The sequence below is a fragment of the Novosphingobium kaempferiae genome, from assembly GCF_021227995.1.
Lineage (GTDB): Bacteria > Pseudomonadota > Alphaproteobacteria > Sphingomonadales > Sphingomonadaceae > Novosphingobium > Novosphingobium kaempferiae.
This window is the reverse complement of record NZ_CP089301.1, coordinates 1,483,364-1,505,129: the sequence shown is the minus strand read 5'-3', so window position 1 is coordinate 1,505,129 and position 21,766 is coordinate 1,483,364. Positions and strand designations below refer to the sequence as shown.

Annotated in this window: 20 protein-coding genes; 6 read left to right on the top strand and 14 right to left on the bottom strand. The window is 67.2% G+C overall.

The window, feature by feature from the left end; all coding sequences use genetic code 11:
• Positions 1 to 76: 76 nt before the first annotated feature.
• The 4 genes from LO787_RS06935 to LO787_RS06920 form a co-directional block, all read right to left on the bottom strand.
• A complete protein-coding gene (locus LO787_RS06935) occupies positions 77 to 3,490 on the bottom strand; it encodes an efflux RND transporter permease subunit (protein WP_232495121.1) in 3,414 nt (1,137 codons plus the stop codon).
• A gap of 15 nt (positions 3,491 to 3,505) precedes the next feature.
• Entirely contained in the window at positions 3,506 to 4,717 is a 1,212-nt protein-coding gene (locus LO787_RS06930; RefSeq protein WP_232496270.1) for an efflux RND transporter periplasmic adaptor subunit, read from the bottom strand.
• A gap of 293 nt (positions 4,718 to 5,010) precedes the next feature.
• A complete protein-coding gene (gene sciP / locus LO787_RS06925) occupies positions 5,011 to 5,310 on the bottom strand; it encodes a CtrA inhibitor SciP (RefSeq protein WP_232495120.1) in 300 nt (99 codons plus the stop codon).
• A 2-nt stretch (positions 5,311 to 5,312) separates the two neighbouring features.
• On the bottom strand, positions 5,313 to 5,696 hold the full coding sequence (locus LO787_RS06920; RefSeq protein WP_232495119.1) for a hypothetical protein: 384 nt from the start codon (positions 5,694 to 5,696) through the stop codon (positions 5,313 to 5,315).
• Between the two features lie 152 nt (positions 5,697 to 5,848).
• Here LO787_RS06920 and mnmA point away from each other — a divergent pair, with 152 nt between their 5' ends.
• The gene (gene mnmA, locus LO787_RS06915; protein WP_232495118.1) at positions 5,849 to 7,003 is read left to right on the top strand and encodes a tRNA 2-thiouridine(34) synthase MnmA; all 1,155 of its coding nucleotides are present in this window, start codon (positions 5,849 to 5,851) and stop codon (positions 7,001 to 7,003) included.
• Between the two features lie 98 nt (positions 7,004 to 7,101).
• Here the strand turns inward: mnmA and LO787_RS06910 are convergent, their stop codons facing one another.
• On the bottom strand, positions 7,102 to 7,503 hold the full coding sequence (locus tag LO787_RS06910) for a hypothetical protein (RefSeq protein ID WP_232495117.1): 402 nt from the start codon (positions 7,501 to 7,503) through the stop codon (positions 7,102 to 7,104).
• Between the two features lie 31 nt (positions 7,504 to 7,534).
• On the opposite strand from LO787_RS06910, the gene LO787_RS06905 reads away from it, so the two are divergent.
• The gene (locus LO787_RS06905; RefSeq protein WP_232495116.1) at positions 7,535 to 8,677 is read left to right on the top strand and encodes a serine hydrolase domain-containing protein; all 1,143 of its coding nucleotides are present in this window, start codon (positions 7,535 to 7,537) and stop codon (positions 8,675 to 8,677) included.
• A gap of 128 nt (positions 8,678 to 8,805) precedes the next feature.
• On the opposite strand, the gene LO787_RS06900 is transcribed toward LO787_RS06905, so the two are convergent.
• From LO787_RS06900 to LO787_RS06860, 9 genes are all read right to left on the bottom strand, one after another.
• Positions 8,806 to 9,168: a HesB/IscA family protein gene (locus LO787_RS06900; protein ID WP_232495115.1), complete on the bottom strand. Its 363-nt coding sequence runs from the start codon at positions 9,166 to 9,168 to the stop codon at positions 8,806 to 8,808.
• Positions 9,165 to 9,668 carry a GNAT family N-acetyltransferase gene (locus LO787_RS06895; protein WP_232495114.1) on the bottom strand — a complete coding sequence of 168 codons (504 nt, stop codon included), beginning with the start codon at positions 9,666 to 9,668 and terminating at the stop codon, positions 9,165 to 9,167. Before LO787_RS06895 ends, LO787_RS06900 begins: the two co-directional genes overlap by 4 nt.
• Complete coding sequence (locus tag LO787_RS06890) at positions 9,665 to 10,144, bottom strand: SUF system Fe-S cluster assembly protein (protein ID WP_232495113.1); 480 nt, start codon at positions 10,142 to 10,144, stop codon at positions 9,665 to 9,667. Before LO787_RS06890 ends, LO787_RS06895 begins: the two co-directional genes overlap by 4 nt.
• Positions 10,141 to 11,340, bottom strand: coding sequence for an aminotransferase class V-fold PLP-dependent enzyme (locus LO787_RS06885; RefSeq protein ID WP_232495112.1), 1,200 nt, complete (start codon positions 11,338 to 11,340; stop codon positions 10,141 to 10,143). Before LO787_RS06885 ends, LO787_RS06890 begins: the two co-directional genes overlap by 4 nt.
• On the bottom strand, positions 11,337 to 12,074 hold the full coding sequence (locus tag LO787_RS06880) for a SufD family Fe-S cluster assembly protein (RefSeq protein WP_232495111.1): 738 nt from the start codon (positions 12,072 to 12,074) through the stop codon (positions 11,337 to 11,339). The genes LO787_RS06885 and LO787_RS06880 overlap by 4 nt, the downstream gene beginning before the upstream one ends.
• Complete coding sequence (gene sufC / locus LO787_RS06875) at positions 12,071 to 12,823, bottom strand: Fe-S cluster assembly ATPase SufC (protein WP_232495110.1); 753 nt, start codon at positions 12,821 to 12,823, stop codon at positions 12,071 to 12,073. Before sufC ends, LO787_RS06880 begins: the two co-directional genes overlap by 4 nt.
• A 3-nt stretch (positions 12,824 to 12,826) precedes the next feature.
• Complete coding sequence (locus tag LO787_RS06870) at positions 12,827 to 13,321, bottom strand: endonuclease domain-containing protein (RefSeq protein ID WP_232495109.1); 495 nt, start codon at positions 13,319 to 13,321, stop codon at positions 12,827 to 12,829.
• A 190-nt stretch (positions 13,322 to 13,511) separates the two neighbouring features.
• Entirely contained in the window at positions 13,512 to 15,005 is a 1,494-nt protein-coding gene (gene sufB / locus LO787_RS06865) for a Fe-S cluster assembly protein SufB (RefSeq protein ID WP_232495108.1), read from the bottom strand.
• Position 15,006: 1 nt separating this feature from the next.
• Positions 15,007 to 15,447, bottom strand: coding sequence for an SUF system Fe-S cluster assembly regulator (locus tag LO787_RS06860; protein WP_232495107.1), 441 nt, complete (start codon positions 15,445 to 15,447; stop codon positions 15,007 to 15,009).
• A 450-nt stretch (positions 15,448 to 15,897) separates the two neighbouring features.
• Here LO787_RS06860 and LO787_RS06855 point away from each other — a divergent pair, with 450 nt between their 5' ends.
• The 4 genes from LO787_RS06855 (at position 15,898) to LO787_RS06840 (ending at position 21,760) form a co-directional block, all read left to right on the top strand.
• Positions 15,898 to 16,944, top strand: coding sequence for a quinone-dependent dihydroorotate dehydrogenase (locus LO787_RS06855; protein WP_232495106.1), 1,047 nt, complete (start codon positions 15,898 to 15,900; stop codon positions 16,942 to 16,944).
• Between the two features lie 11 nt (positions 16,945 to 16,955).
• Positions 16,956 to 18,695: a gamma-glutamyltransferase gene (gene ggt / locus LO787_RS06850; protein ID WP_232495105.1), complete on the top strand. Its 1,740-nt coding sequence runs from the start codon at positions 16,956 to 16,958 to the stop codon at positions 18,693 to 18,695.
• A 68-nt stretch (positions 18,696 to 18,763) separates the two neighbouring features.
• Positions 18,764 to 20,581 (top strand): AMP-dependent synthetase/ligase, encoded by a 1,818-nt coding sequence (locus tag LO787_RS06845; RefSeq protein ID WP_232495104.1) that lies wholly within the window; start codon positions 18,764 to 18,766, stop codon positions 20,579 to 20,581.
• 60 nt (positions 20,582 to 20,641) lie between these two features.
• Positions 20,642 to 21,760, top strand: a complete 1,119-nt coding sequence (locus LO787_RS06840; RefSeq protein ID WP_232495103.1) for a zinc-binding metallopeptidase family protein — start codon at positions 20,642 to 20,644, stop codon at positions 21,758 to 21,760.
• Positions 21,761 to 21,766: the final 6 nt, after the last annotated feature.

Genomic DNA, 21,766 nt, shown 5'->3' with positions numbered 1-21,766 from the left:
GGCCCGGTCCTGAGCCGGGCCGATCAGCGACAATCCCGCAGTCCTGCGCCCGGCTGGCGGCAAGCTTACTCCTTCCTTACTCGGCCGGGTGCGCCTGTGCGGTCCCGGCATGGTGGTGCGCGGGATCGTACGTCAGCAGCGACTTGCGCAGCTTCGGCCCGACCCTCTTCTCGAAACCATCGGCGAGGCTGAAGGCTGCCGGGACGATCACGAGCGTGAGCAGGGTGGAAAGCACGAGGCCGCCGATCACCGTCCAGCCCATCGGCTGGCGGAATGCGCCGTCGCCCGAGAACGAGAGCGCGGTCGGGATCATGCCCGCGGTCATCGCGACGGTGGTCATGACGATCGGCTGCGCGCGCTTGTGCCCGGCGTCCATGATCGCGGTCAGCTTGTCGACGCCCTTGGCCATCTCCTCGATCGCGAAGTCGATCAGCAGGATCGAGTTCTTGGCGACGATACCCAGCAGCATCAGGATGCCGATGTAGACCGGCATCGAGATCGGCTGGCCGATGGCGGTCAGCACCAGCATCCCGCCGAGCGGGGCCAGCAGCAGCGAGGCCATGTTCACCAGCGGCGAGACGAAGCGCTTGTAGAGCAGCACCAGCACCGCGAAGACTAGGAAGATGCCGCTGATGACGGCGGTGACGAAGTTGGCGATCATCTCGCCCTGCCACTTGTCCTCGCCGACGGGGGCGTTGGAAACGCCCATCGGCAGCTTCTTCATGATCGGCAGCTGCTGGATCGCGGCCATGACCGGGCCCTTGACCTGCCCGGCGCCGAGGTCCGCGCCGACGAAGATGCGGCGCGACTGGTTGTAGCGCTGGATCTGCGTGGGACCGGCGCCGAAGCGGATCTCCGCCACGCGCTTGAGCGGCACCGTGCCGCCGCTGACGGTGGAGACGGGCAGGTTCTCGATCGTCGAGAAATCGCGGCGCGAGGTGCGGTCGAGGATGACGCGGATCGGCACCTGGCGGTCGCTCAGCGAGAACTTGGCGGCGTTCTGATCGATCTCGCCCAGCGTGGCGATGCGGATGGTCTGGCTGATCGCCGCCGTCGTCACGCCGAGCTGCGCGGCAAGATCGACGCGCGGGGCGATGATGAGTTCGGGGCGCTGGAGGTCGGCGGCGATGCGCGGGGCGACGACGCCCGGGATCGTGCGCATCTGCTCGACGAGCGTTTGCGCGGTCTTGTTCAGCAGTTCGGAATCGCTGCCCGAGAGCATGACCGAGATGTCGCGCCCGCTGCCGAAGCCGCCCGACTGCGAGGCGAAGCTGACGCGCGCGTCGGCGATGTCCTGCAGCTTGGGGGCCATGCGGCGCTCAAACTCGATGCTGGTCGCATCACGCTCGCTGGCAGGCTTGAGCGCGATGTAGAGGTTGCCCGAGCCTTCGCCCGCGAACTGGAGCACGCGCTCCACCTCGGGCTGCTTTTCGAGCAGGCGCGCGACGCTGGCGCCGACCGCCTCGGACTGTTCGAGGGTGGTGCCGGGCACCATCTCGATCTTGACCTCGCTGGTGTCGTTGTTGGTGTTCGGCTGGAACTGCTGCGGCAGGCCCGCCAACAGTGCGAACGTCACGACGAGTGCGTAGATCGAGGCGCAGAAGGCGTAGAAGCGGTGGTCGTGCATGCGCGCGATCACGCGGTCGGTGAAGTAGCGATACCAGCGTCCGAACGCGCCCATGAGCGTCGCGAGCAGCCGGAACAGCTTGCCCACCAGCCAGATGGCGACGGGAATGCCGATCGGCGAGAGGATCGCGGCGAGCACGAACGCGGCCTTCTTGAGCCCGATCGTGGTCAGGCCGGCCTGCAGCGCCGGGAACAGCATCGCCGCGCCGGCAAAGCCCGCCGCGATCAGGAGCACGAAGGCGAGCGTGGCGCCGAGCGCGTAGATGCCGCGGAACGGCTGGGGCACCAGCGCGGCCTTCCGGCGATGCGCCTCCGTGCTGTCGAGCGTCCAGGCGAGGATCTTCATGTAGAGGTCCATCGCCTTGCCGCCGCCGTGCTCGGCATGGCCATGCGCCTTGAGGAAGTAGGCCGCGACCATTGGCGTGATGACGCGCGCGACCGCAAGGCTCATCAGCACCGCGACGACGACGGTGAGGCCGAACGCCTTGAAGAACTGGCCCGGGATGCCCGGCATCAGGCCGACCGGCAGGAACACCGCGACGATCGAGAAGGTGGTGGCGACGACCGCAAGGCCGATCTCGTCCGCCGCGTCGATCGACGCCTGATAGGCGCTCTTGCCCATCCTCATGTGTCTGACGATGTTCTCGATCTCCACGATCGCGTCGTCGACCAGCACGCCGGCAACGAGGCTGAGCGCGAGGAGCGAGAGGAAGTTCAGCGTGAAGCCGAGCAGGTCCATGAACCAGAAGGTCGGGATCGCCGAGAGCGGGATGGCGAGGGCGGAGATCATCGTCGCGCGCCAGTCGCGCAGGAACAGGTAGACGATGACGATCGCCAGCACCGCGCCTTCGACCAGCGCCTCCATCGAGGAAGTGTACTGGCCGCGCGTGTAGTCCACCTGCGAGAACAGGCGGGTGACGTGGATCTGCGGGTTGTCCTTCTGGATCTGCTTCAGCTTCTCCATCGCGCCGTCGTAGACCGCGACGTCGGAGGAACCGCGCGCGCGTTCGAACCCGAAGGTGACGACCTCGCGGCCGTCGACGCGGGCGATGTCCTTGCGCTCGGAAAAGCCGTCGTAGACGTTGGCGACGTCGGACAGCTTGACCGAACGGCCGCCGCCCATGTTGATGCGCTTCTGCGAGAGGGCGTAGGCGCTTTCCGAGTTGCCGAGAACGCGCACCGACTGGCGTGATCCGGCGATTTCCGCCTGGCCGCCCGCCGCATCGACGTTGACCTGGCGCAGCACGTTGTTGAGCGCCTCGGCGCTGACGCCGAGCGCCTGCATGCGCTCGGGATCGACGACCACGCGGATCTCGCGCGTCACGCCGCCGTCGCGGTTGACGGTCGCCATGCCGGGTACGGACAGCAGGGCCTTGGCGACGGTGTCGTCGACGAACCAGCTCAACTGCTCGATCGTCATGTCGTCGGCGCTGACCGAGAAGTAGGCGAGGCTGCCGCTGCCGGACTCGATCTTCTGGACCTGTGGCTCGAGGATGCCGTCAGGCAACTGGCCGCGCACCTGGTCGACCGCGTTCTTCACCTGCTGGGTGGCGACATCGACGTTGGTGCCGACGGAGAAGAACACCATCGTCGTCGAGCGCCCTTCCGAGGCGGTCGACTGGATTTCCTCGACCCCCGGGATCGAGCGCACCGCGCCCTCGACGATCTGGGTGATCTGCGTCTCGATCTCGGTCGGGGCGGCGCCCGGCTGCGAGATGCCGACATGGACGCCGGGGAAATCGACGTCCGGCATGTTGTTCACGTCCATCCGGTTGAATGAGACGATGCCGGCGATCATCAGGCCGATGAAGAAGACGATCGGGATGATCGGGTTGCGGATCGACCAGGCCGAGATGTTACGCATGTGTCGGGACGCCCGTTACTTGGCGGCGGGGGCGGCGGCGCGGGTCTTCACCTTGTCGCCGTCGTTGAGGAAGCCGCCGGCGCGCACCACGATCTTCTCGTCGCCCGCGAGGCCCGAGGTGATGGTGATGCCGTTCGCGGTGACGAGGCCGGTCTTCACCGCGCGACGATGCACCCGGTCGTCCTTGTCGACGACGTAGACGAACGAGCCCTTGGCGTCGTTCTGGATCGCGGATTCGGGCAGCATCGGCGCGACGACGGTGCCGCTTTCGATCACGGCGCTGGCAAAGCCGCCGGGACGCAGCGCCGGATCGAACTTGAGCGCGATGCGCGCGGTGCCCTGGCGGGTGGTCGCGTCGATGGTAGGCGAGACCTGCCAGACCTGGCCGATGAAGGTCTTGCCCGAGCCGACCGGGGTGATCTTCGCCTCGGTGCCTACGGAGAGCTTGGCGAGTTCGTCTTCGGAAAGCAGCGCCAGCAGTTCCATTTCGCCGCCCTTGGCGAGCCGGAACAGCACGCCCGTACCGCCGCCGACGACCTGGCCGAGTTCCACGCTGCGTTCGAGCACGAGGCCCGACGCGGGCGCCACGATGTTGAGGCGGGCGTTCTGGGCGCGCAGCTGGCCAAGGCTGGCGCGCGCCACGCCGACCCGGGCGACGGCGGCGTCGCGCGTGGCGGTCAGCTGGTCGATGTCGGCCTTGGAGATGAACCCGCGGTCGACGAGCTTGAGGCCGCGGTCGAGGTTCGACTGCGCGATGCGCGCGTCGGCGGCGGCGACTTCGACCTGCGCGGCCTGGCTGGCGGCGGCCTGCGTCTGCACCGAGCGGTCGATCACCGCGAGAACCTGGCCCTGTTCGACCCAGTCACCGGCATCGACGCGCACTTCGCGCACTTCGCCGCCTTCGCCGACCGAGCCGACGGGCATGGGACGGCGCGCGGCGAGCGAGCCGGTGGCGGTGATCTCTCCGGCGACGCTGGAGCGGCCGGGAACGACGACCGAAACGACCGGCACCTGTGCATTGCCACCTGCGGCGGCATCGTCGGCGCCACCCTTGTGCAGCACGAACCACAGCGCCGCCGCGAGCAGCAGAGCCGCAACGACGACAAGCACGATCACGCGGCGCATGCCGCGATCCTGCGCCGCATCCCCGTCGAGCGGGTTGCCTGCCGCGAACGCATCGTGCTCCCCGGAGGCGTGGCCGGGCTCAATCTTGCCGTCGTAGTTCATCAGTTCACCCAGCATCGCACGCGCCCCCTGGCAGCGTGCTTCTCCCGCCGCATGGGAGGTTGCCGCCGGTATTCCGACGGGCCTGCCGATGTGGCTCTAAACCGCTGGATTCATATACTCGCGGGAACAGGGTGGCAACGCGAACTCGGTTTCGCTGCAACAGGCATCGACGAACGACTTCATTGCGCGAGTATGGATGGTCGGAGAGGGTTTATTGCGTAAAAATACGAAAAGGCGACCGTGAAGGTGCTTCACGGTCGCCTTTCACTGCGCGTCGGTCGGATCGAGGGCGTTCAGTACTTCTGCTGGCGCTCGTAGAGATCGCGATAGTGTTGGATTCGCGTCACACGCAGGCCCTGCATGCCCGAGCGGTCGACAGCGCGCTGCCACGAGGCGAATTCCTCCAGCGTGAGGCCGTAGCGCTCGCACACTTCGTCGATGGTCAGCAGGCCGCCGTTGACTGCGGCGACCACTTCGGCCTTGCGACGCACGACCCAGCGCGTTGTGTCGGCCGGGGGGAGGTCGGCAACCGTCAGCGGCTCGCCGAGCGGGCCGATTACCTGTGCGGGACGGATTTTCTGGTTCTCGATCATGTTTACCCTCGTTCGCCGCTACCGTTCACATCGGCGACCCGGGAATCCTTGCCCCCGTTGGGCTTGCCATTGCTTGAAGCATCAAGGTTAACGTTTCTTGAGCTTTCTTCGTAAGCATGAAGCGCAGATGCGGCGCAGCCGTCGAAGCTGCCGCGCAGCCGCAGTCGCGACGCCGCCGCGTCCTCGCCCAGCACGCCGAGCATGTCTTGCGCGGCGAAGAGGCGGGAACGCAGTGCCTGCCAGTCGATGGATTGCAGGTCGGCCGGGAGATCGACTGGCGATGAATCCCCGGAAAGCGCTCCGGAAGGACCGTCGCCGCCACCCTGCACGGTGCGACCCGATGCCTCCCCTCTATCCGGGGTTATGTGGTTGCGTGCGATGTTCATGAAGTCCCTATAACCCCAGGGTGGTCAAGGGATCGTAAAAGTCGGGTTTACCGTTTTTTCACATTGGGAAGGCGGCCGTGAGAGGGCCGCGAAGGCCCGGATTTCACGCAAAGGTAGGAATCCCGCGCGTCTCGCTGTATGGGCGGCCCACCATGACCGCGCTTTCCGATCTGCTTTCCGGGCTCGACCCCGCCGACCTGTTCCAGTTGCCCGAGCCCCTGAGCGCCCGCCGCATCGTCGTGGCCATGTCGGGCGGGGTGGACAGTTCGGTCGTCGCCGCGCTTGCTGCCGCGAGCGGTGCGGAGACGATCGGCGTGACGCTGCAGCTCTACGATTACGGTGCGGCGACGGGGCGCAAGGGCGCCTGCTGTGCGGGCGACGACATCCGCGATGCGCGCGCCGTGGCGGACCGCCTCGGCATCGCGCACTACGTCTTCGACCACGAGAGTGCCTTCCGCGAGGAAGTGGTGGAGCGATTCGCCGACGATTACCTCGCAGGCCGCACGCCGATTCCCTGCATCCGCTGCAACATGGGCCCCAAGTTCACGGACCTTCTGACGATGGCGCGCGAACTGGGCGCGGACTGCCTCGCCACCGGCCATTACGTGCGCCGCGTCATGGGCGCGGCGGGCTCCGAACTGCACCGCGCGCTCGATCCGGCGCGCGACCAGAGCTATTTCCTTTACGGCACCACCGAGGCGCAGCTCGATTTCCTGCGCTTCCCCCTCGGCGGCCTGCCCAAGACCGAGACGCGGCGGCTGGCCGAGGCGGCGGGCCTGCGCGTCGCCGCCAAGCCGGACAGCCAGGACATCTGCTTCGTGCCCGACGGCGACTACGCCAAGATCGTGCGCGCGGTGCGGCCGGAGGGCGAGGCGCCGGGCGAGATCGTCCATGCCGAGACCGGCGCGGTGCTGGGCAGCCATCGCGGCGTCATCCACTACACCGTCGGCCAGCGCCGGGGGCTTGAGATCGGCGGCCAGCCCGAGCCGCTCTACGTGACGGGGATCGAGGCCGAGACCCGGCAGGTCCGCGTCGGCCCGCGCCGCCTGCTCGCGACCGCTGCGGCGCGGCTGGTCGAGACCAACCGGATCGGGCCGATTCCAGATGCCCCGCTGACTGCCAAGGTGCGCTCGCTGGCGAAGCCGGTGCCCGTGGTCCTCGACGGGCCGCTGGGCGAGGGTGCGGAAACGACCATCCGCTTCGCCGAGCCCGAATACGGCGTCGCGCCGGGGCAGGCAGCGGTGATCTATGCCGGGGATCGCGTGGTTGGCGGCGGCTGGATCGATTCGACGGAGAGCGCGGCGTAAGCCTTCTCATATAGCCTCGTCATTGCGAGCGTAGCGAAGCAATCCTGCGGCACGTCCGAGCAGGATTGCTTCGCTACGCTCGCAATGACGAGGCTGCCTCAATCCTGCCACGGCTCCAGCCGGCACCCGCGGGCGGGATCGAAGTCCGCGCTCTGCGCCGCCAGCAGCGGGACGGATGCCTTGACGGTGCGCCGGTCGACATCCTCTGACAGCGAAACCCACCGGCCTGCTCCGTGCAGGCCCGCAATCTTGAGGTCGCCCTCGCAGCTGTCGAGCGGTCGGTCGGAGACGAAGCGGCACACGCAGCCGACGCGCGCACCATAAGCCGCGCCGACGAGCGCTTCCTCGCGCAGGCCGCGCCAGATCCACGCCAGCCAGAGCGCCAGCGCCAGCAAGGCGAGCAGGATCAGGTTGCGTTTCCAGCGCGAAGGTTGCCGCGTCGGGTAGGCGGGGGCCGTCGAGCCCCTATCCCCCGGTCCCGGTTGCCCGGATGTTGCCATTCTCAAACGCCTCGCACATGACCGGCGCGCCATGTCGGTGCGCCGCCCCTCCCTTATCGTCGCGATGCTCGCGGTTCCAGCCCTCTGGGGCTGCGGTTCCGGCACGCCCGAGGGGCCGCCGCCCGCCAGCGTCGAGGCGCTCGCCGCGATCAAGGATGATGGCGGCGCACCGCGCGAATCGCTGGGCCGCACCATCGACCGCCTGTTCGACGACGAGAAGGTCGGGAAGACGGACGCGCTGCTGATCCTCAAGCGCGGGTCGGTGATCGTCGAGCGCTACGGCGCGGGCGTGAAGGCCGAGTCGCGGCTGCCGGGCTGGTCGGCGGGACAATGCGTCACCGCGCTCATGATCGGCCAGCTGGTGAGCGACGGTCGCCTGCGGCTCAACGAGTCGGCCCCGGTGCCTGAATGGCAGCGCCCCGGCGACCCGCGCGGCGTCATCACCCTGCGCCAGCTCCTCCAGATGCGCTCCGGTCTGCGCCACGTCGAGAGCGTGGGTGCAGGGACGGGCCGGGTCGAGGACGAGTCGGACCGCATGCGCATGCTTTTCCTCGACGGGCGCGACGACATGGCCGCCTATGCCGAGGCGCAGCCGCTGGAGGCCCCGGCAGGCAAGCTGTTCGAGCATTCCTCCGCCAGCGCGGTGATCCTGTCCGACCTTGCCGCGCGCGTGCTCTCGCCTGATCGGGATGCGCTGCGGCGGCGGCAGGCGGTGAGCGATTACCTGAAGAACCGCGTGCTGCTGCCGATCGGCATGGGCTCAACCATCGTCGGTTACGACCGCTCGGGCACGATGATCGGCTCCGGCATGATCGCCATGACCGCGCGCGACTGGGGCAATCTGGGCGAGTTCCTGCGCCACACCGGCTCGGTCGGCGGCGCGCAGATTCTGCCGCGTCGCTGGGTGCAGTTCATGCTGGAGCCGAGCCCGCGCGAACCCGGCTACGGTGCGGGCGTCTGGCTCAACCGTGGCGAGGCGGGCGAAGGCGCGCGGCTCTGGCCCGGCGCGGCGGGGAAGAACGTGTTCGCGTGCCTTGGGGACTATGGGCAGTACGTGGTCGGATCGCCCGACCAGCTGCTCACCGTGGTCCGCATCGGCCACAGCGACCCCGCGCAAGAGCGCGAGGCGCATGATGAGTTCGGCGCACTGTTGGCGCTGTTTCCGAAGAATTGAGGCCTACGTCGTCCCGGACTTGATCCGGGACCGGTGATGGTCTTTAGGCGGGCGCTATCGCGCGCTTCAATGTGACGTAGGCCGTTCACGGCCAGCGGTCCCGGATCAAGTCCGGGACGACAACAGGTTCAGACCGTGAAGCTTTCCCCGCACCCGCAGGCGCCCTTGGCGTTGGGGTTGTTGAACACGAAGCCGGCGGTGAAGTCGTCTTCCACCCAGTCCATCGTGCTGCCGACGAGGTACAGCACCGATGCGCCGTCGATGTAGAACAGGCCGCCGGGGGTCTCTATCTTCTCGTCGAACTTCGCTTCCTCGGTCACGTAGTCGACCGAATAGGCGAGGCCGGAGCAGCCGCGACGGGGCGTCGAGAGCTTGACGCCGATGGCGCCTTCGGGGGCCTGGCTCATCAGGTTCGCGATGCGCGCCTCCGCATTGGCCGTCAGGGTGACGGCGGCGGGACGGACGCGGGGCTTGGTCGTGGTGTCGGTCATGTCAGCCTCTTCTGCCAGAACAGCGCGTGTCCGGCCTCGGGGTCGAGCTGGAAGTCGCCGTAGCCCAGCGACGCGTAGAGTTCCTTGGCGCGGTGGTTGCCGCTCAGCACTTCGAGCGTGACCTTGCAGGCGCCGATGGCGCGGGCCTCGGCCTCGATCGCGGCGAACAGGGCGCGGGCGACGCCCTTGCCGCGATGCGCGGGGGCGACGGCCATGTCGTGGATGTTGACCAGCGGGCGTGCCGCGAAGGTCGAGAACCCGGTGAAGCAGTTGGCGATGCCCACGGCTTCGCCATCGATGCGGGCGAGCAGCACGAAGGCTCCCGGCACTTCGGCCAGAGCCGGTACCAGCCGCTCGCGCACGTCGTCCGACAGCGGGGTGGCGCCGCCCATCGGATCGCAGGCGTAGACGTCGAGCATCGCCACGATCGCCGCCGCGTCGGCGGGATCGGCGAAGTCGGCCTTCGCGACCGTGATATCAAGGACGGCCGTATCGCTCACAGCATTCCCAGTTCCAGCTTCGCCTCGTCGGACATCTTGGCCATGTCCCATGGCGGATCCCAGACGAGGTTAACTTCGCAGTCGCGCACGCCCGGCACGGACGAGACGCGCAGCTCGACTTCGCCGGGCATTGATTCGGCCACCGGGCAGTGCGGCGTGGTGAGCGTCATCGTCACCGCCACCGAAGCCTCGGGCGAGACGTCGACGCCGTAGATCAGGCCGAGATCGTAGATGTTCACCGGGATCTCGGGGTCGAAGATCTCCTTGAGTGCATGAATCACACCCTCGTAGATGTCGCCGCCGGGTGCCGAAGGGTCGATGCCTTGCGGCTTTTCGGCGAGGAACCCGTCGAGGTAGTCTCGCTTGCGCTCGACCGGGGGCGTCGCATCGTCCACGCGCGCACGGGGCGCGGGCGGCGCTGCGTCGACTTCCTCGACGGTGAAGCTGGGGCCAGAGGAGGGGGCGTCGTCACTCATCCGAAAATTCTCCTGGTGCGCTCGATCCCTTTCAGGAGCGCATCGATATCTGCTTCGTCGCTGTAGAGGCCGAAGCTGGCGCGGGCCGTGGCGGGAACGCCGAGGTGCTCCATCAGCGGCTGCGCGCAGTGGTGTCCGGCGCGGATCGCCACGCCTTCCTCATCCAATATGGTGCCGAGATCGTGCGGGTGAACCCCGTCGAGCGCGAAACTGACGATGCCGAGCGAATCGTCCGGCCCGAACAGCGTCACGTCGTTGCGCTTGCGCAGTTCGGTGCGCAGCAGCGTGGCAAGGTCGCGCTCGTGCTTTTCGGCGCGGGCGAGGCCGATGTCGGAGAGCCAGTCCATCGCCGCCGCCATGCCGATGGCCTCGACGATGTTGGGCGTCCCCGCCTCGAAGCGCTGCGGCGCGGGGGCGTAGGTCGTCTTCTCGAATGTGACCTTGTCGATCATCGAGCCGCCACCCTGCCAAGGCTGCATGCCATCGAGGATCTCCTTGCGCGCCCAGAGCACGCCGATCCCGGTCGGGCCGTAGAGCTTGTGCGCGGAGAAGGCGTAGAAGTCGCAGTCGAACGCCTTCACGTCGAGTGCGAGGCGCGGGGCGGCCTGGCAGCCGTCGATCAGCAGCTTGGCGCCGACCGCGTGGGCCAGCCTGGCTGCATGTTCCACGTGGAGCACCGAGCCCAGCACGTTGGAGACATGGGCGAGGGACACCAGCTTGTGCGCCGGGGTCAGGATGCGCTCGGCGGCTTCGAGGTCGATGGCGCCGTCGGCGGTCAGCGGGCAGACGTCGATCTCGACGCCGTTGCGCAGCAGCTGCCAGGGCACGATGTTGGAGTGGTGCTCCAGCGTCGAGAGCAGGATGCGGTCGCCGGGTTTGAGGTTGGCTGCGGCCCAGCTCTGCGCGACGAGGTTGATCGATTCGGTCGCACCCCGCGTGAAGACGATCTCGTCCTCCTCGGCATTCATGAACTGCGCGACGCGGCGGCGGGCCGCCTCGAACGCCAGCGTCATGTCGGCCGAGCGGGCGTAGACGCCGCGATGCACGGTCGCGTACTTCTCGCCCATGGCCGCGACGGTGGCGTCGATCACCGCTTGCGGCTTCTGGGCCGTGGCGGCGGTGTCGAGGTAGTGCCAGTCGCCGGAAAGGCCGGGGAACTGGCTCTTGAGCGCGAGTTCAGCGGTGTCCAGCGTCACAGGATCGCCTCCAGACGGGCGATGGCCGCCGCGCTGAGTTCCTCTTCTCCCTCCGCGCCGGTGAAGGCTTCGGCGATGAAGGCCTGCAGCATCAGGCGCTTGGCCTGCGGCGGCGTGAGGCCGCGGCTCATGAGATAGAACAGGCCCTGCGCATCGAGTTCGCCCACCGCGCAGCCGTGCGCGGCCTTGACGTCGTCGGCGTAGATTTCCAGCTCCGGGCGCGCATTGGCGGTCGCAGTGCGCTCCAGCAGCATGGCGCGCACCGACTGCTCGGCATCGGTCCCGTCGGCGCCGCGCTCCACCGCGATGCGGCCAAGGTAGGTGCCGACCGACTTGCCCGCCAGCACCGTGCGGACGATCTGCTCGGACGTGGCATTGAGCCCCGCGTGGGTGACTTCGGTGACGATCTCCAGCGTCTCCTCGCCCGTCGCCAGCTGTGCTGCGCCCAGCGTGAAGTCCGCGCCCTCGGCCAGTCGCACGTCGATGGCGATGCGGCCATAGGCAGGTCCAGCGGTCAGCACGCGCAGGTCGAACTTCGCGCCCTTGCCCAGCGTGACGGCGATGTGGCGGGCAACGGCTTCGGCGCCGGTCTCGACGATCTGGAGCGCATCTTCCGCACCGTCCGCGACCGTGATCTCCTCGGTCACGATCGGCCAGACAGTGCTCAGCGCCGCGATGTCGGAGTAGCGGAAGTCTTCGTCCCTGCGGGTGGGGAGGGCGAGTTCGACGGTCATGCCGCTTCCTGCACCACCGCCTCGTAGCCCTCTTCCTCAAGCCGCAGCGCGAGGTCGGGCCCGCCCGACTTGACGATGCGCCCGGCGGCGAGGACGTGGACGAAGTCCGGCTTCACGTAGTCCAGCAGGCGCTGATAGTGGGTGATGAGCAGCACGGCCTTGTCGGGCGCGCGCATGATCGCGTTGATGCCTTCGCCGCAGATACGCAGCGCGTCGATGTCGAGGCCGGAGTCGGTCTCGTCGAGGATCGCCAGCTTGGGGTTGAGGATGCCCATCTGCACCATCTCGGCGCGCTTTTTCTCGCCGCCCGAGAAGCCGACGTTCACCGGGCGCTTGAGCATGTCCATGTCCATGCGCAGCAGCCCCGCCTTTTCCTTGGCGAGCTTGAGGAATTCGCCGCCCGAAAGCGGTTCCTCGCCGCGTCCCTTGCGCTGGGCGTTGGCCGCCTCGCGCAGGAACTGGACGAAGGAGACGCCGGGGATCTCGACCGGGTACTGGAAGCCCAGGAACAGGCCGGCGGCGGCCCGCTCGTGCGGTTCGAGTTCGAGCAGGTCGGTCCCGTCGAAATCGACCGAGCCGCCGGTCACTTCATAGCCCGGACGGCCGCCGAGCGTATAGCCCAGCGTCGACTTGCCCGCTCCGTTCGGCCCCATGATCGCGTGGATCTCGCCCGGATTGATGGTGAGCGACAGGCCCTTGAGGATCGGCTTGTCGGCGACGTTCGCGGTCAGGTTTTCGATCTTGAGCATGTCTTATCCTTCGTCGCTCACGAACGTCCCGACGGGACGCGAGCCGGCCTTCCGGCGCGCGGAGCGCTTGTCGAAGGGCACGTTGAGTTCGGTGTTGATTTCGCGGACCACGGTATCGACGTTGCCGAGCACTTCCTCTTCTGAGAAGCGCAGCACGCGGATGCCGACTTCGGTCAGCTTGCGGTCCTGCAGTTCGTTGACGTCGGGATTGGAATCCTCGGCGCTGAGCTGGACCACGATCCAGCGCGAAGGGCAGGCAAAATCGACGATCGACGATCCGACCACCGACTGACGCGAGAATTTGACGCCGCCCAGCTTCGAACCCGACAGTTCCGCCCACAGCGCCTTCTGCGCTTCGGTGGGGTTGCGGCGCTGGTCCTTGGCACGCTCCTTGAGCGTTTCGAGGCGCTTGCCGGTAACGGCGAAGCTGGCCTTGGCATCTGCCTTCGGAGCGCTTGCCGCGAGGCTTACGCCAAGGGTCTTGCGGGCGGCGGTCATGGTGTGGTCCTTCGTATCTTCTGTTTTTCTTCGTCACCCTGAACTTGTTTCAGGGTCAATTTTGCCGCCTGCGCCGTGCCTTGGGACGGTAAATCCATCGGGCGGCTGGTGAAACGACGCTTCGGTCCAGACTGCCCGATGGACCCTGAAGCAAGTTCAGGGTGACGCGGGAGGGTCGAGAGGTCGCGCACTATCCGACGCTACCCTCCAGGCTGATGCCGAGCAGCTTCTGCGCTTCGACGGCGAACTCCATCGGCAGCTGCTGCAGGACTTCCTTGGCAAAGCCGTTGACGATCAGCGCCACCGCCTGCTCGGTGTCGAGACCGCGCTGCATCGCATAGAACAGCTGGTCGTCGCTGATCTTGCTGGTGGTCGCCTCATGCTCGATCTGCGCGCTGGGATTGCGCACTTCAATGTAGGGCACCGTATGCGCGCCGCACTCCTTGCCGAGCAGCAGCGAATCGCACTGGGTGAAGTTGCGCACGCCCTCGGCACCCGCAGCCACGCGGACGAGCCCGCGATAGGTGTTGTTCGACTTGCCTGCCGAAATGCCCTTGGAGATGATCGTCGAGCGGCTGCCCTTGCCGTTGTGGATCATCTTGGTGCCGGTGTCGGCCTGCTGGTAGTTGTTGGTGACGGCCACCGAGTAGAACTCGCCCACCGAATCCTCGCCGTTGAGGACGCAGCTGGGATACTTCCACGTCACGGCGGAGCCGGTCTCGACCTGGGTCCAGCTGATCTTCGAGCGCGCGCCCTGGCACAGCCCGCGCTTGGTGACGAAGTTGTAGATGCCGCCCTTGCCGTTGGCGTCGCCGGGATACCAGTTCTGGACGGTGGAGTACTTGATCTCCGCATCCTCCAGCGCGACCAGTTCGACGACTGCTGCGTGAAGCTGGTTCTCGTCGCGCTGCGGCGCGGTGCAGCCCTCCAGATAGGAGACGTAGCTGCCCTTTTCGGCGATGATGAGGGTGCGTTCGAACTGGCCCGTATTCTCCGCATTTATACGGAAATAGGTGCTCAATTCCATCGGGCAGCGCACGCCTTCGGGGATGTAGACGAAGGTGCCGTCCGAGAAGACCGCGCAGTTCAGCGCCGCGAAGTAGTTGTCGTGAACCGGCACCACGCGGCCCAGCCACTTCTTCACCAGTTCGGGGAATTCGCGGATCGCCTCGGAGATCGAGCGGAAGATGACGCCCGCCTGCTCCAGTTCCTTGCGGAAGGTGGTGGCGACCGAAACCGAATCGAACACCGCGTCCACCGCGACCTTGCGTGCGCCCTCGACGCCGGCGAGCACTTTCTGCTCCTCCAGCGGAATGCCCAGCTTTTCGTAGACGCGCAGGATTTCGGGATCGACTTCGTCAAGGCTGGCCGGGCCGTCCTTCTTCTTGGGCGCGGCCCAGTAGTAGGCTTCCTGATAGTCGATCGGCGGGACATCGAGCTTCGCCCAGTCCGGCGGAGTCATCTCCAGCCACTTCGCGTAAGCCTTCAGGCGCCAGTCGAGCATCCACTCGGGCTCGTCCTTCTTGGCCGAGATGAAGCGGATGGTGTCTTCGGACAGGCCCTTGGGACCGTATTCCTGCTCGATGTCGGCGACCCAGCCGTGCTCGTACTCGGCTACGCGGGCAGCTGCCTCGCGCGCGGCCTGATCGCGTTCGGGCGCGATGGGGAGGGTTTCTTCGGTCATCTCAAACTTCCTCGACGAGCTGGGTCAGCGCCACCTGGGCGAGCGCTCCGCGCACGGCCGCATTGACTTGCGGCCAGTGGCCTTTGACGTTGCAGCAGGACTCCAGCGTGCAGTCGCTCTTCACGCGGTCGATGCAGGCGGTCAGCGCGATCGGCCCTTCGACCGCCTCGACGATATCCGCAAGCGAAATCGTCGCCGGGGGACGGGCGAGGCGCAGGCCGCCGCCGACCCCGCGCGATGAGCGCATGAGGCCTGCCGCCGACAGCTTGCTCACCAGCTTCTGCACGGTGGGAGCGGGCAGGCCGGTTTCCTCGGCGAGCTGGGCGGCGGAAATACGCGCACGCTTGCCGCCGGCCTGCTCGATGAGCGAGCACGTCCCACAATGCCGCGCTGCAGCGGACATGATGACGACGGCGTAATCTGTCATGCTCGACAGGCGCATTGCGGGCTTTTCCGAATCCTGTGCTTAAATCGGACCAATTCTTTCGGATTTGCACCTAGTGCAGCGCGCCCACAGATTCAATGGGGGTTTCGCACGCAATTCCGCTGATCGCTCGCGCGCCATAGCTCGTCGCAAAAGTTACGCAAGATAAGGAAAAAGGCTTGCGTATTAGCGGGGCTGTGGGAGCCTATATGGCGAAGCCCATGAAAAAAGGCGGTTCCCGATCGCAATCGAGAACCGCCGTAGGTGATAAAGAACTCGAGCGCATCCCGCTACGAGCCCTTCGGGTCGCATGAGTCGTGTATGCTCCGGTCCGGGCGATTTATTGTATAAACGCGACACGTTCGCAGGTGGAACCGGCGTTCCCCCACGGCTAACGGTCTTTTTCATCTCGCACCGCAGCAACAAGAAGCGTTTGAGCAACACTCCCTGGGGCGTTATGCGGCCTGCGTGCTCTATTCCCTGATCCGACCCGCCCTTTTCCGAATCGAGGCCGAGAAGGCCCATGGCCTTGCGCTCAAGGCATTGAAGTTGGGCGGAACCGGCCGTGCGCCGCGTTCCGATCCGGCGCTTGCCGCCGAAGTGGCGGGCATCGCGTTCCCCAACCCGGTCGGCATGGCCGCGGGCTTCGACAAGGACGGCGAAGTGCCCGACGCGCTGCTGGGACAGGGCTTCGGCTTCGCCGAAGTCGGCTCGATCACCCCGCTGCCGCAGGCGGGCAACCCGCAGCCGCGCCTGTTCCGGCTGGTCGAGGACCGCGCGGTCATCAACCGCATGGGTTTCAACAACGGCGGCGCGCAGGCGGCGGTCGACCGGCTGGAAGCGCGCGTATCGCGGCCCGGCCTCGTCGGCATCAACATCGGCGCGAACAAGGATTCGACCGACCGCGTCAACGACTATGCGATCATGGCGAAGCTGATGGCGCCTCTCGCAAGCTACCTTGCCGTCAACATCTCCAGCCCGAACACGCCGGGTCTGCGCGCCCTTCAGGACGAATCGGCGCTGACCGGCCTGCTCGACGCGGTGATCGAGGCGCGTGACGCGGCGTGTGGTACGGGACGACGCCCGCCGGTGTTTCTCAAGGTCGCGCCCGATCTCGAACCGGCGGACATCGACGCCATCGCGCGGATCGCAATCGACAAGGGGCTGGGCGCGCTGATCGTCTCCAACACCACGATCTCGCGCCCGCCGCTGGCTTCGGCGCACAAAGGCGAGACCGGCGGCCTTTCCGGCGCACCCCTGCGCGACCTTGCGCAGCAGCGCCTGCGTGATTTCCGCAAGGCGACCGGCGGTGCGGTGCCGCTGGTCGGGGTCGGCGGCATCGCCAATGCGGCGGACGCCTGGGCGCGCATCCGTGCGGGGGCGAGCCTCGTCCAGCTTTACAGCGCGATGGTCTACGAAGGGCCGGGCATCGCCAAGGCCATCAACAAGGGGCTGCTCGAACTGATGCGCCGCGATGGCTTCGCATCGATTGCGGAGGCGGTTGGAAGCGAATAAGCCTTTCCGCAATGTCCGGAAAGTCGCTCCTGAGGCTCGCCGCCTCGCTCGCCCCCCTGTCCTTCATCCTGTCCGGTTGCGCGACGCTGCCCGCGTCGCCGCCGACTGCTGCCGCTGTCGCAACGACGGAGCCCAGCCTCTTCGATGCGGGTATGGTCAGCGCTGCCGATCCGCGCGCGGCGGAAGCGGGGGCCTCGATCCTGCGCCGGGGCGGCAGCGCCGCAGATGCCGCTATCGCGACGATGCTGGCGCTCACCGTGGTCGAGCCGCAAAGCTCGGGCATCGGCGGCGGCGGCTTCCTGATGCTGGGCAATGCGAAGGGCGAGGTCGAATCGTGGGACGGGCGCGAGACCGCGCCCAAGGCGGCGACGCCCGCCCGGTTCCTCGATGCCTCGGGCCAGCCGCTGTCGTTTCGGACTGCCGTGATCGGCGGACGCAGCGTCGGCGTTCCGGGCAACATCGCGCTCGCCGCGAAGATTCACGCCGAGCATGGCCGCCTGCCGTGGGCGGACCTGTTTCAGCCCGCCATCCACCTTGCACGTGAGGGCTTCGCGCTCTCGCCGCGCGGCTTCCAGTCGCTGAGCCGTCAGCCCGATACCGGCGCGCACGATGCCGAGGCGCACACGATCTACTACGGCGCCGACGGCAAGCCGCTGCCGGTGGGCACGACGATCCGCAACCCGGCGCTGGCGGGTACACTGGAAATGCTCGCCGCCAAGGGAGCTGACGGCTTCTACAAGGGCGAACTCGCCCATGAGATCGCCTCGAAAGTCGCCGCCGAGACGCCTTCCGATGGCCGGATGACGGAGGAGGACATCGCCACCTTCGTGGCCAAGGAACGGCCGAGCACTTGCGGCAAGTACCGCGTCTATCGGATTTGCAGCATGGGGCCGCCATCCTCCGGCGCGACGACGGTGCTGGCGACGCTGATCCAGCTCGAAGGCTTCGATCTGGCCAGGCTGGGGCCTGATTCTCCGGTTTCCTGGCATCTCATCGCCGAGTCCGAGCGCCTGGCCTATGCCGACCGCGACCTGTTCCTCGCCGATCCGGACTTCGTGAAGGTGCCGGTCGCGGCGTTGCTCGATCCCGCTTACCTCCACCGTCGCGGCGCGCTGATCTCGGCCGAGCGCACGATGGAGAAGGTCACGGCGGGCTTGCCTGCGCCGAAGCTGTCGGCGGGCAGGCACTATGTCGAGAACGGCACTTCGCACTTCGTCGTGGTGGACCGGCAGGGCGACGTCGCTTCGTGGACATCGACCATCGAGAGCGCGTTCGGGTCGGGCGTCATGGTCGGCGGGTTCTACCTCAACAACGAACTGACCGATTTCAGCTTCGCGCCCGAGAAGGACGGCGCCGTCGTCGCCAACCGGGTGGAGGGCGGCAAGCGACCGCGCAGTTCGATGGCGCCGACCATCGTCTACGGACCCGACGGCAAGCTGCTGTTCGTCGTCGGCGCGGCGGGCGGGGCGACCATTCCGGTGCAGGTGATCCGTGCGCTCGTCGGCGTGCTCGACTGGAAGCTGCCGGTCGATCAGGCGCTGGCGCAGCCGGTGATCTTCGCGCCGGGCGATACGATCACCGTGGAGCAGGGCACCAAACTGGAGGCCATGATCCCGGCGCTGCAGGCGCTCGGCCATACGTCCGTCAGGGCAAGCCAGATGCCGCTCAAGACCAATGCCGTGCTCGTCGTGGACGGCAGGCTGGTTGGCTCGGGCGATCCGCGGACCGAGGGTGTCGCGGTATCGCAGTGACCTTGTGGCAACCTGCCACGCCGCCTAGACGTTCGACAAGACAAGCCGAGAGGGAATACGGGGCCGCCATGGAAATCGAAGACTTCGACCGCAGCGCCAATGTCGTCTCGCTGTTCCTCGCCCGCGCCGATGCGCTGGGCGAGGCGCCGATGCTCTGGGCCAAGCGCGATGGGCAGTGGCACGCGATCAGCTGGGCCGAGGCGGCGCGTCGCGTCTGCCTGCTCGCCGCATCGCTGCGCCGGCTGGGTCTGCGCGACGGCGAGCGGGTGCTGATCGTCTCGGAGAACCGGCCCGAGTGGTGCCTTGCCGACCTTGCCATCATGGCGGCGGGCTGCGTCACGGTGCCCACCTACACCACCAACACCACCCGCGATCACATCCACATCCTCGAGAACTCGGGCGCGCGCGCCGCGATCGTCTCGACCGCGAAGCTGGGCAAGGCGCTGCTGCCCGCCATCGTCCAGACCGACATGTGCCGTCATGTGATCGGTATGGAGCCGCTCGTGCCGATGCAGGGCGGGGCCTACGAGACGCACATGTGGGAGGAACTGCTCGAAGGCGATGCCGTCGCCGCGCGCACCGCCGTCGAGCAGCGGATGGCCGGGGTCGGGCGGGCCGACCTTGCCTGCATCATCTACACCAGCGGCACCGGCGGAGCCCCGCGCGGGGTGCGCCAGCATCACGGCATGCTGCTGTCCAACGTGGCGGGTGCGGCGCAGATCATCGAGCAGGATTTCGGCTGGGACCAGGGCCCGGACAAGCGCGAGATCTTCCTCTCGTTCCTGCCGCTCAGCCACGCCTACGAGCATACCGGCGGGCAGTTGCTGCCGATCGGGCTGGGCGGGCAGATCTACTATTCGGAAGGGCTGGAGAAGCTCGCCGCCAACATCGAGGAAGTGCGCCCGACCGTGATGGTCGTCGTCCCGCGTCTGTTCGAAGTGCTGCGCACGCGCATCATGAAGCAGATCGAGAAGCAGGGCGCGGTCGCCAACCGGCTGATGGACTGGGCCATCGGCGGCGGCCTGCGCCGTCTCAACGGCAAGCGAGGCCTCATCGACTACCCGCTCGACATCCTGATCGAGCGCACCCTGCGCCCCAAGATCCGCGCTCGGTTCGGCGGACGGATAAAGGCGCTGGTCTCGGGCGGCGCGCCGCTCAACCCCGAGATCGGCGTGTTCTTCGACGCGATGGGGCTGACGCTGCTGCAGGGCTACGGCCAGACCGAGGCCGGGCCGATCATCAGCTGCAACCGCCCTGCGGCGGGCGTGAAGTTCGACACCGTCGGCCCGGCGCTGCGCGGGGTCGAGGTCAAGATCGCGGACGACGGCGAGATTCTCGTGCGCGGCGAACTGGTCATGTCGGGGTACTGGCAGAACGAGGCGGCGACGGCCAACGTCCTCAAGGATGATTGGCTCCACACGGGCGACATCGGCCACATCGACGTGCGCGGGCGCATCGCCATCACCGACCGCAAGAAGGACATGATCGTAAACGACAAGGGCGACAACGTCTCTCCGCAGAAGGTCGAGTCCATGCTGACGCTCCAGCCGGAGATCGCGCAGGCCATGGTTTCGGGTGACCGGCGGCCCTACATCGTCGGCCTGATCGTGCCTGACGCCGACTGGGCGCTGCAATGGGCGCGCGACAACGGCGAGAACTTCAATTTCCGCGCCTTGCAGGACTTGCCCGTCTTCCGTGCCGCGATCCGTAGCGCCATCGACCGGGTCAACGCCGACCTCTCGGTGATCGAGAAGGTGCGCCAGTTCACTTTCGCCGACGAGCCGTTCTCCATCGAGAACGAGGAAATGACACCCAGCCTCAAGATCCGTCGCCACAAGCTGAAGGAGCGGTACGGGGCGCGGCTCGACGCACTTTATCGCGTCTAGGGAAACGCAGCGCGCACTCCTGCGTTGACCCGCCGAACGTCAACGTAAGCGAGTGCGCCCATGCGTGCCTTTCCCTGCCCCAACTGCCGCCGTCTCAATCACTTCGAGGTCCGGGTCTGCCCCGGCTGCAACGCGACGCTGGGTTACGACCCGGCGATCGACGGCTTCCGCTTCCTTGCCGACGACGCCACGGTGTGGCGCGACTCCGGGGGCGAGGTGGCCGAGGTCGTCGTCTGCGCCAACAACAACGACTACCAGATCTGCAACTGGCTGGTGGCGAGCGACGACACCACGCCGATGTGCCGCGCCTGCCGCCACAATCGCACGATCCCGGACTTGTCCGAGCCTTCCGTCCCGCCGCGCTGGGGCAAGATCGAGGCGGCCAAGCGCCGCCTGTTCCACACCCTGATGAAGCTGGGCCTGCCGCTGGAGACCAAGGCCGAAGAAGGGCCGGGAACGCAGGGCCTGGCCTTCGATTTCCTCTACGATGCTGCCGCCGAGCAGGCGGGCAGTCCGCAAATCTACACCGGTCACGACGGCGGCGTCATCACGCTCAACCTGATCGAAGCTGACGATGCCGAGCGTGAGAGGGCACGTCACGCCATGGGCGAGCCCTATCGCACGCTGCTCGGCCATTTCCGGCACGAAGTGGGCCATCACTACTGGTCGCGGCTGGTTGAGACCGACCCGGCGGAACTCGAAGCGTTCCGCGCCGTCTTCGGGGACGAGCGGATCGACTACCAGCAGGCGCTGCAGGCGCACTACGACGACGACGGTTCGAAGGTCTGGACCGACGATTTCGTCAGCTTCTATGCCACGTCACACCCGTGGGAGGACTTCGCGGAGACGTTCGCGCACTACCTCCACATCGTCGACGTGGTGGCGACGGCGGGCGGTTTCGACCTGTCACTGGCGGCATTGCCGGGCGACGAGGCGGGGCTGGAAGTGGAGCTGGACTTCAACCCCTACACCGCCGACACCCGTGCGCTGGCCGAGACGATGGGGCCGCTGTCCTTCGCGATGAACGCGATCAACCGCTCGATGGGCCAGCCCGACCTCTATCCCTTCCACCTCTCCGACGCGATCGTCGCCAAGGTGGATTATGTCCATAACCTTGTCGCCAAGGCGCGCGACGGGGCGGTGGTTCAGGTGGCGGAGCCGGTCACGGTTCCGGCCTGATCCGCC

What these genes read in the sequence shown, in the direction of transcription:
- LO787_RS06935 (WP_232495121.1), bottom strand. Translation starts at nt 3,490, where the DNA reads ATGCGTAACATCTCGGCCTGGTCGATCCGCAACCCGATCATCCCGATC.
- LO787_RS06930 (WP_232496270.1), bottom strand. Translation starts at nt 4,717, where the DNA reads ATGAACTACGACGGCAAGATTGAGCCCGGCCACGCCTCCGGGGAGCAC.
- sciP (WP_232495120.1), bottom strand. Translation starts at nt 5,310, where the DNA reads ATGATCGAGAACCAGAAAATCCGTCCCGCACAGGTAATCGGCCCGCTC.
- LO787_RS06920 (WP_232495119.1), bottom strand. Translation starts at nt 5,696, where the DNA reads ATGAACATCGCACGCAACCACATAACCCCGGATAGAGGGGAGGCATCG.
- mnmA (WP_232495118.1), top strand. Translation starts at nt 5,849, where the DNA reads ATGACCGCGCTTTCCGATCTGCTTTCCGGGCTCGACCCCGCCGACCTG.
- LO787_RS06910 (WP_232495117.1), bottom strand. Translation starts at nt 7,503, where the DNA reads ATGGCAACATCCGGGCAACCGGGACCGGGGGATAGGGGCTCGACGGCC.
- LO787_RS06905 (WP_232495116.1), top strand. Translation starts at nt 7,535, where the DNA reads ATGTCGGTGCGCCGCCCCTCCCTTATCGTCGCGATGCTCGCGGTTCCA.
- LO787_RS06900 (WP_232495115.1), bottom strand. Translation starts at nt 9,168, where the DNA reads ATGACCGACACCACGACCAAGCCCCGCGTCCGTCCCGCCGCCGTCACC.
- LO787_RS06890 (WP_232495113.1), bottom strand. Translation starts at nt 10,144, where the DNA reads ATGAGTGACGACGCCCCCTCCTCTGGCCCCAGCTTCACCGTCGAGGAA.
- LO787_RS06880 (WP_232495111.1), bottom strand. Translation starts at nt 12,074, where the DNA reads ATGACCGTCGAACTCGCCCTCCCCACCCGCAGGGACGAAGACTTCCGC.
- sufC (WP_232495110.1), bottom strand. Translation starts at nt 12,823, where the DNA reads ATGCTCAAGATCGAAAACCTGACCGCGAACGTCGCCGACAAGCCGATC.
- LO787_RS06870 (WP_232495109.1), bottom strand. Translation starts at nt 13,321, where the DNA reads ATGACCGCCGCCCGCAAGACCCTTGGCGTAAGCCTCGCGGCAAGCGCT.
- sufB (WP_232495108.1), bottom strand. Translation starts at nt 15,005, where the DNA reads ATGACCGAAGAAACCCTCCCCATCGCGCCCGAACGCGATCAGGCCGCG.
- LO787_RS06860 (WP_232495107.1), bottom strand. Translation starts at nt 15,447, where the DNA reads ATGCGCCTGTCGAGCATGACAGATTACGCCGTCGTCATCATGTCCGCT.
- ggt (WP_232495105.1), top strand. Translation starts at nt 16,956, where the DNA reads ATGTCCGGAAAGTCGCTCCTGAGGCTCGCCGCCTCGCTCGCCCCCCTG.
- LO787_RS06845 (WP_232495104.1), top strand. Translation starts at nt 18,764, where the DNA reads ATGGAAATCGAAGACTTCGACCGCAGCGCCAATGTCGTCTCGCTGTTC.
- LO787_RS06840 (WP_232495103.1), top strand. Translation starts at nt 20,642, where the DNA reads ATGCGTGCCTTTCCCTGCCCCAACTGCCGCCGTCTCAATCACTTCGAG.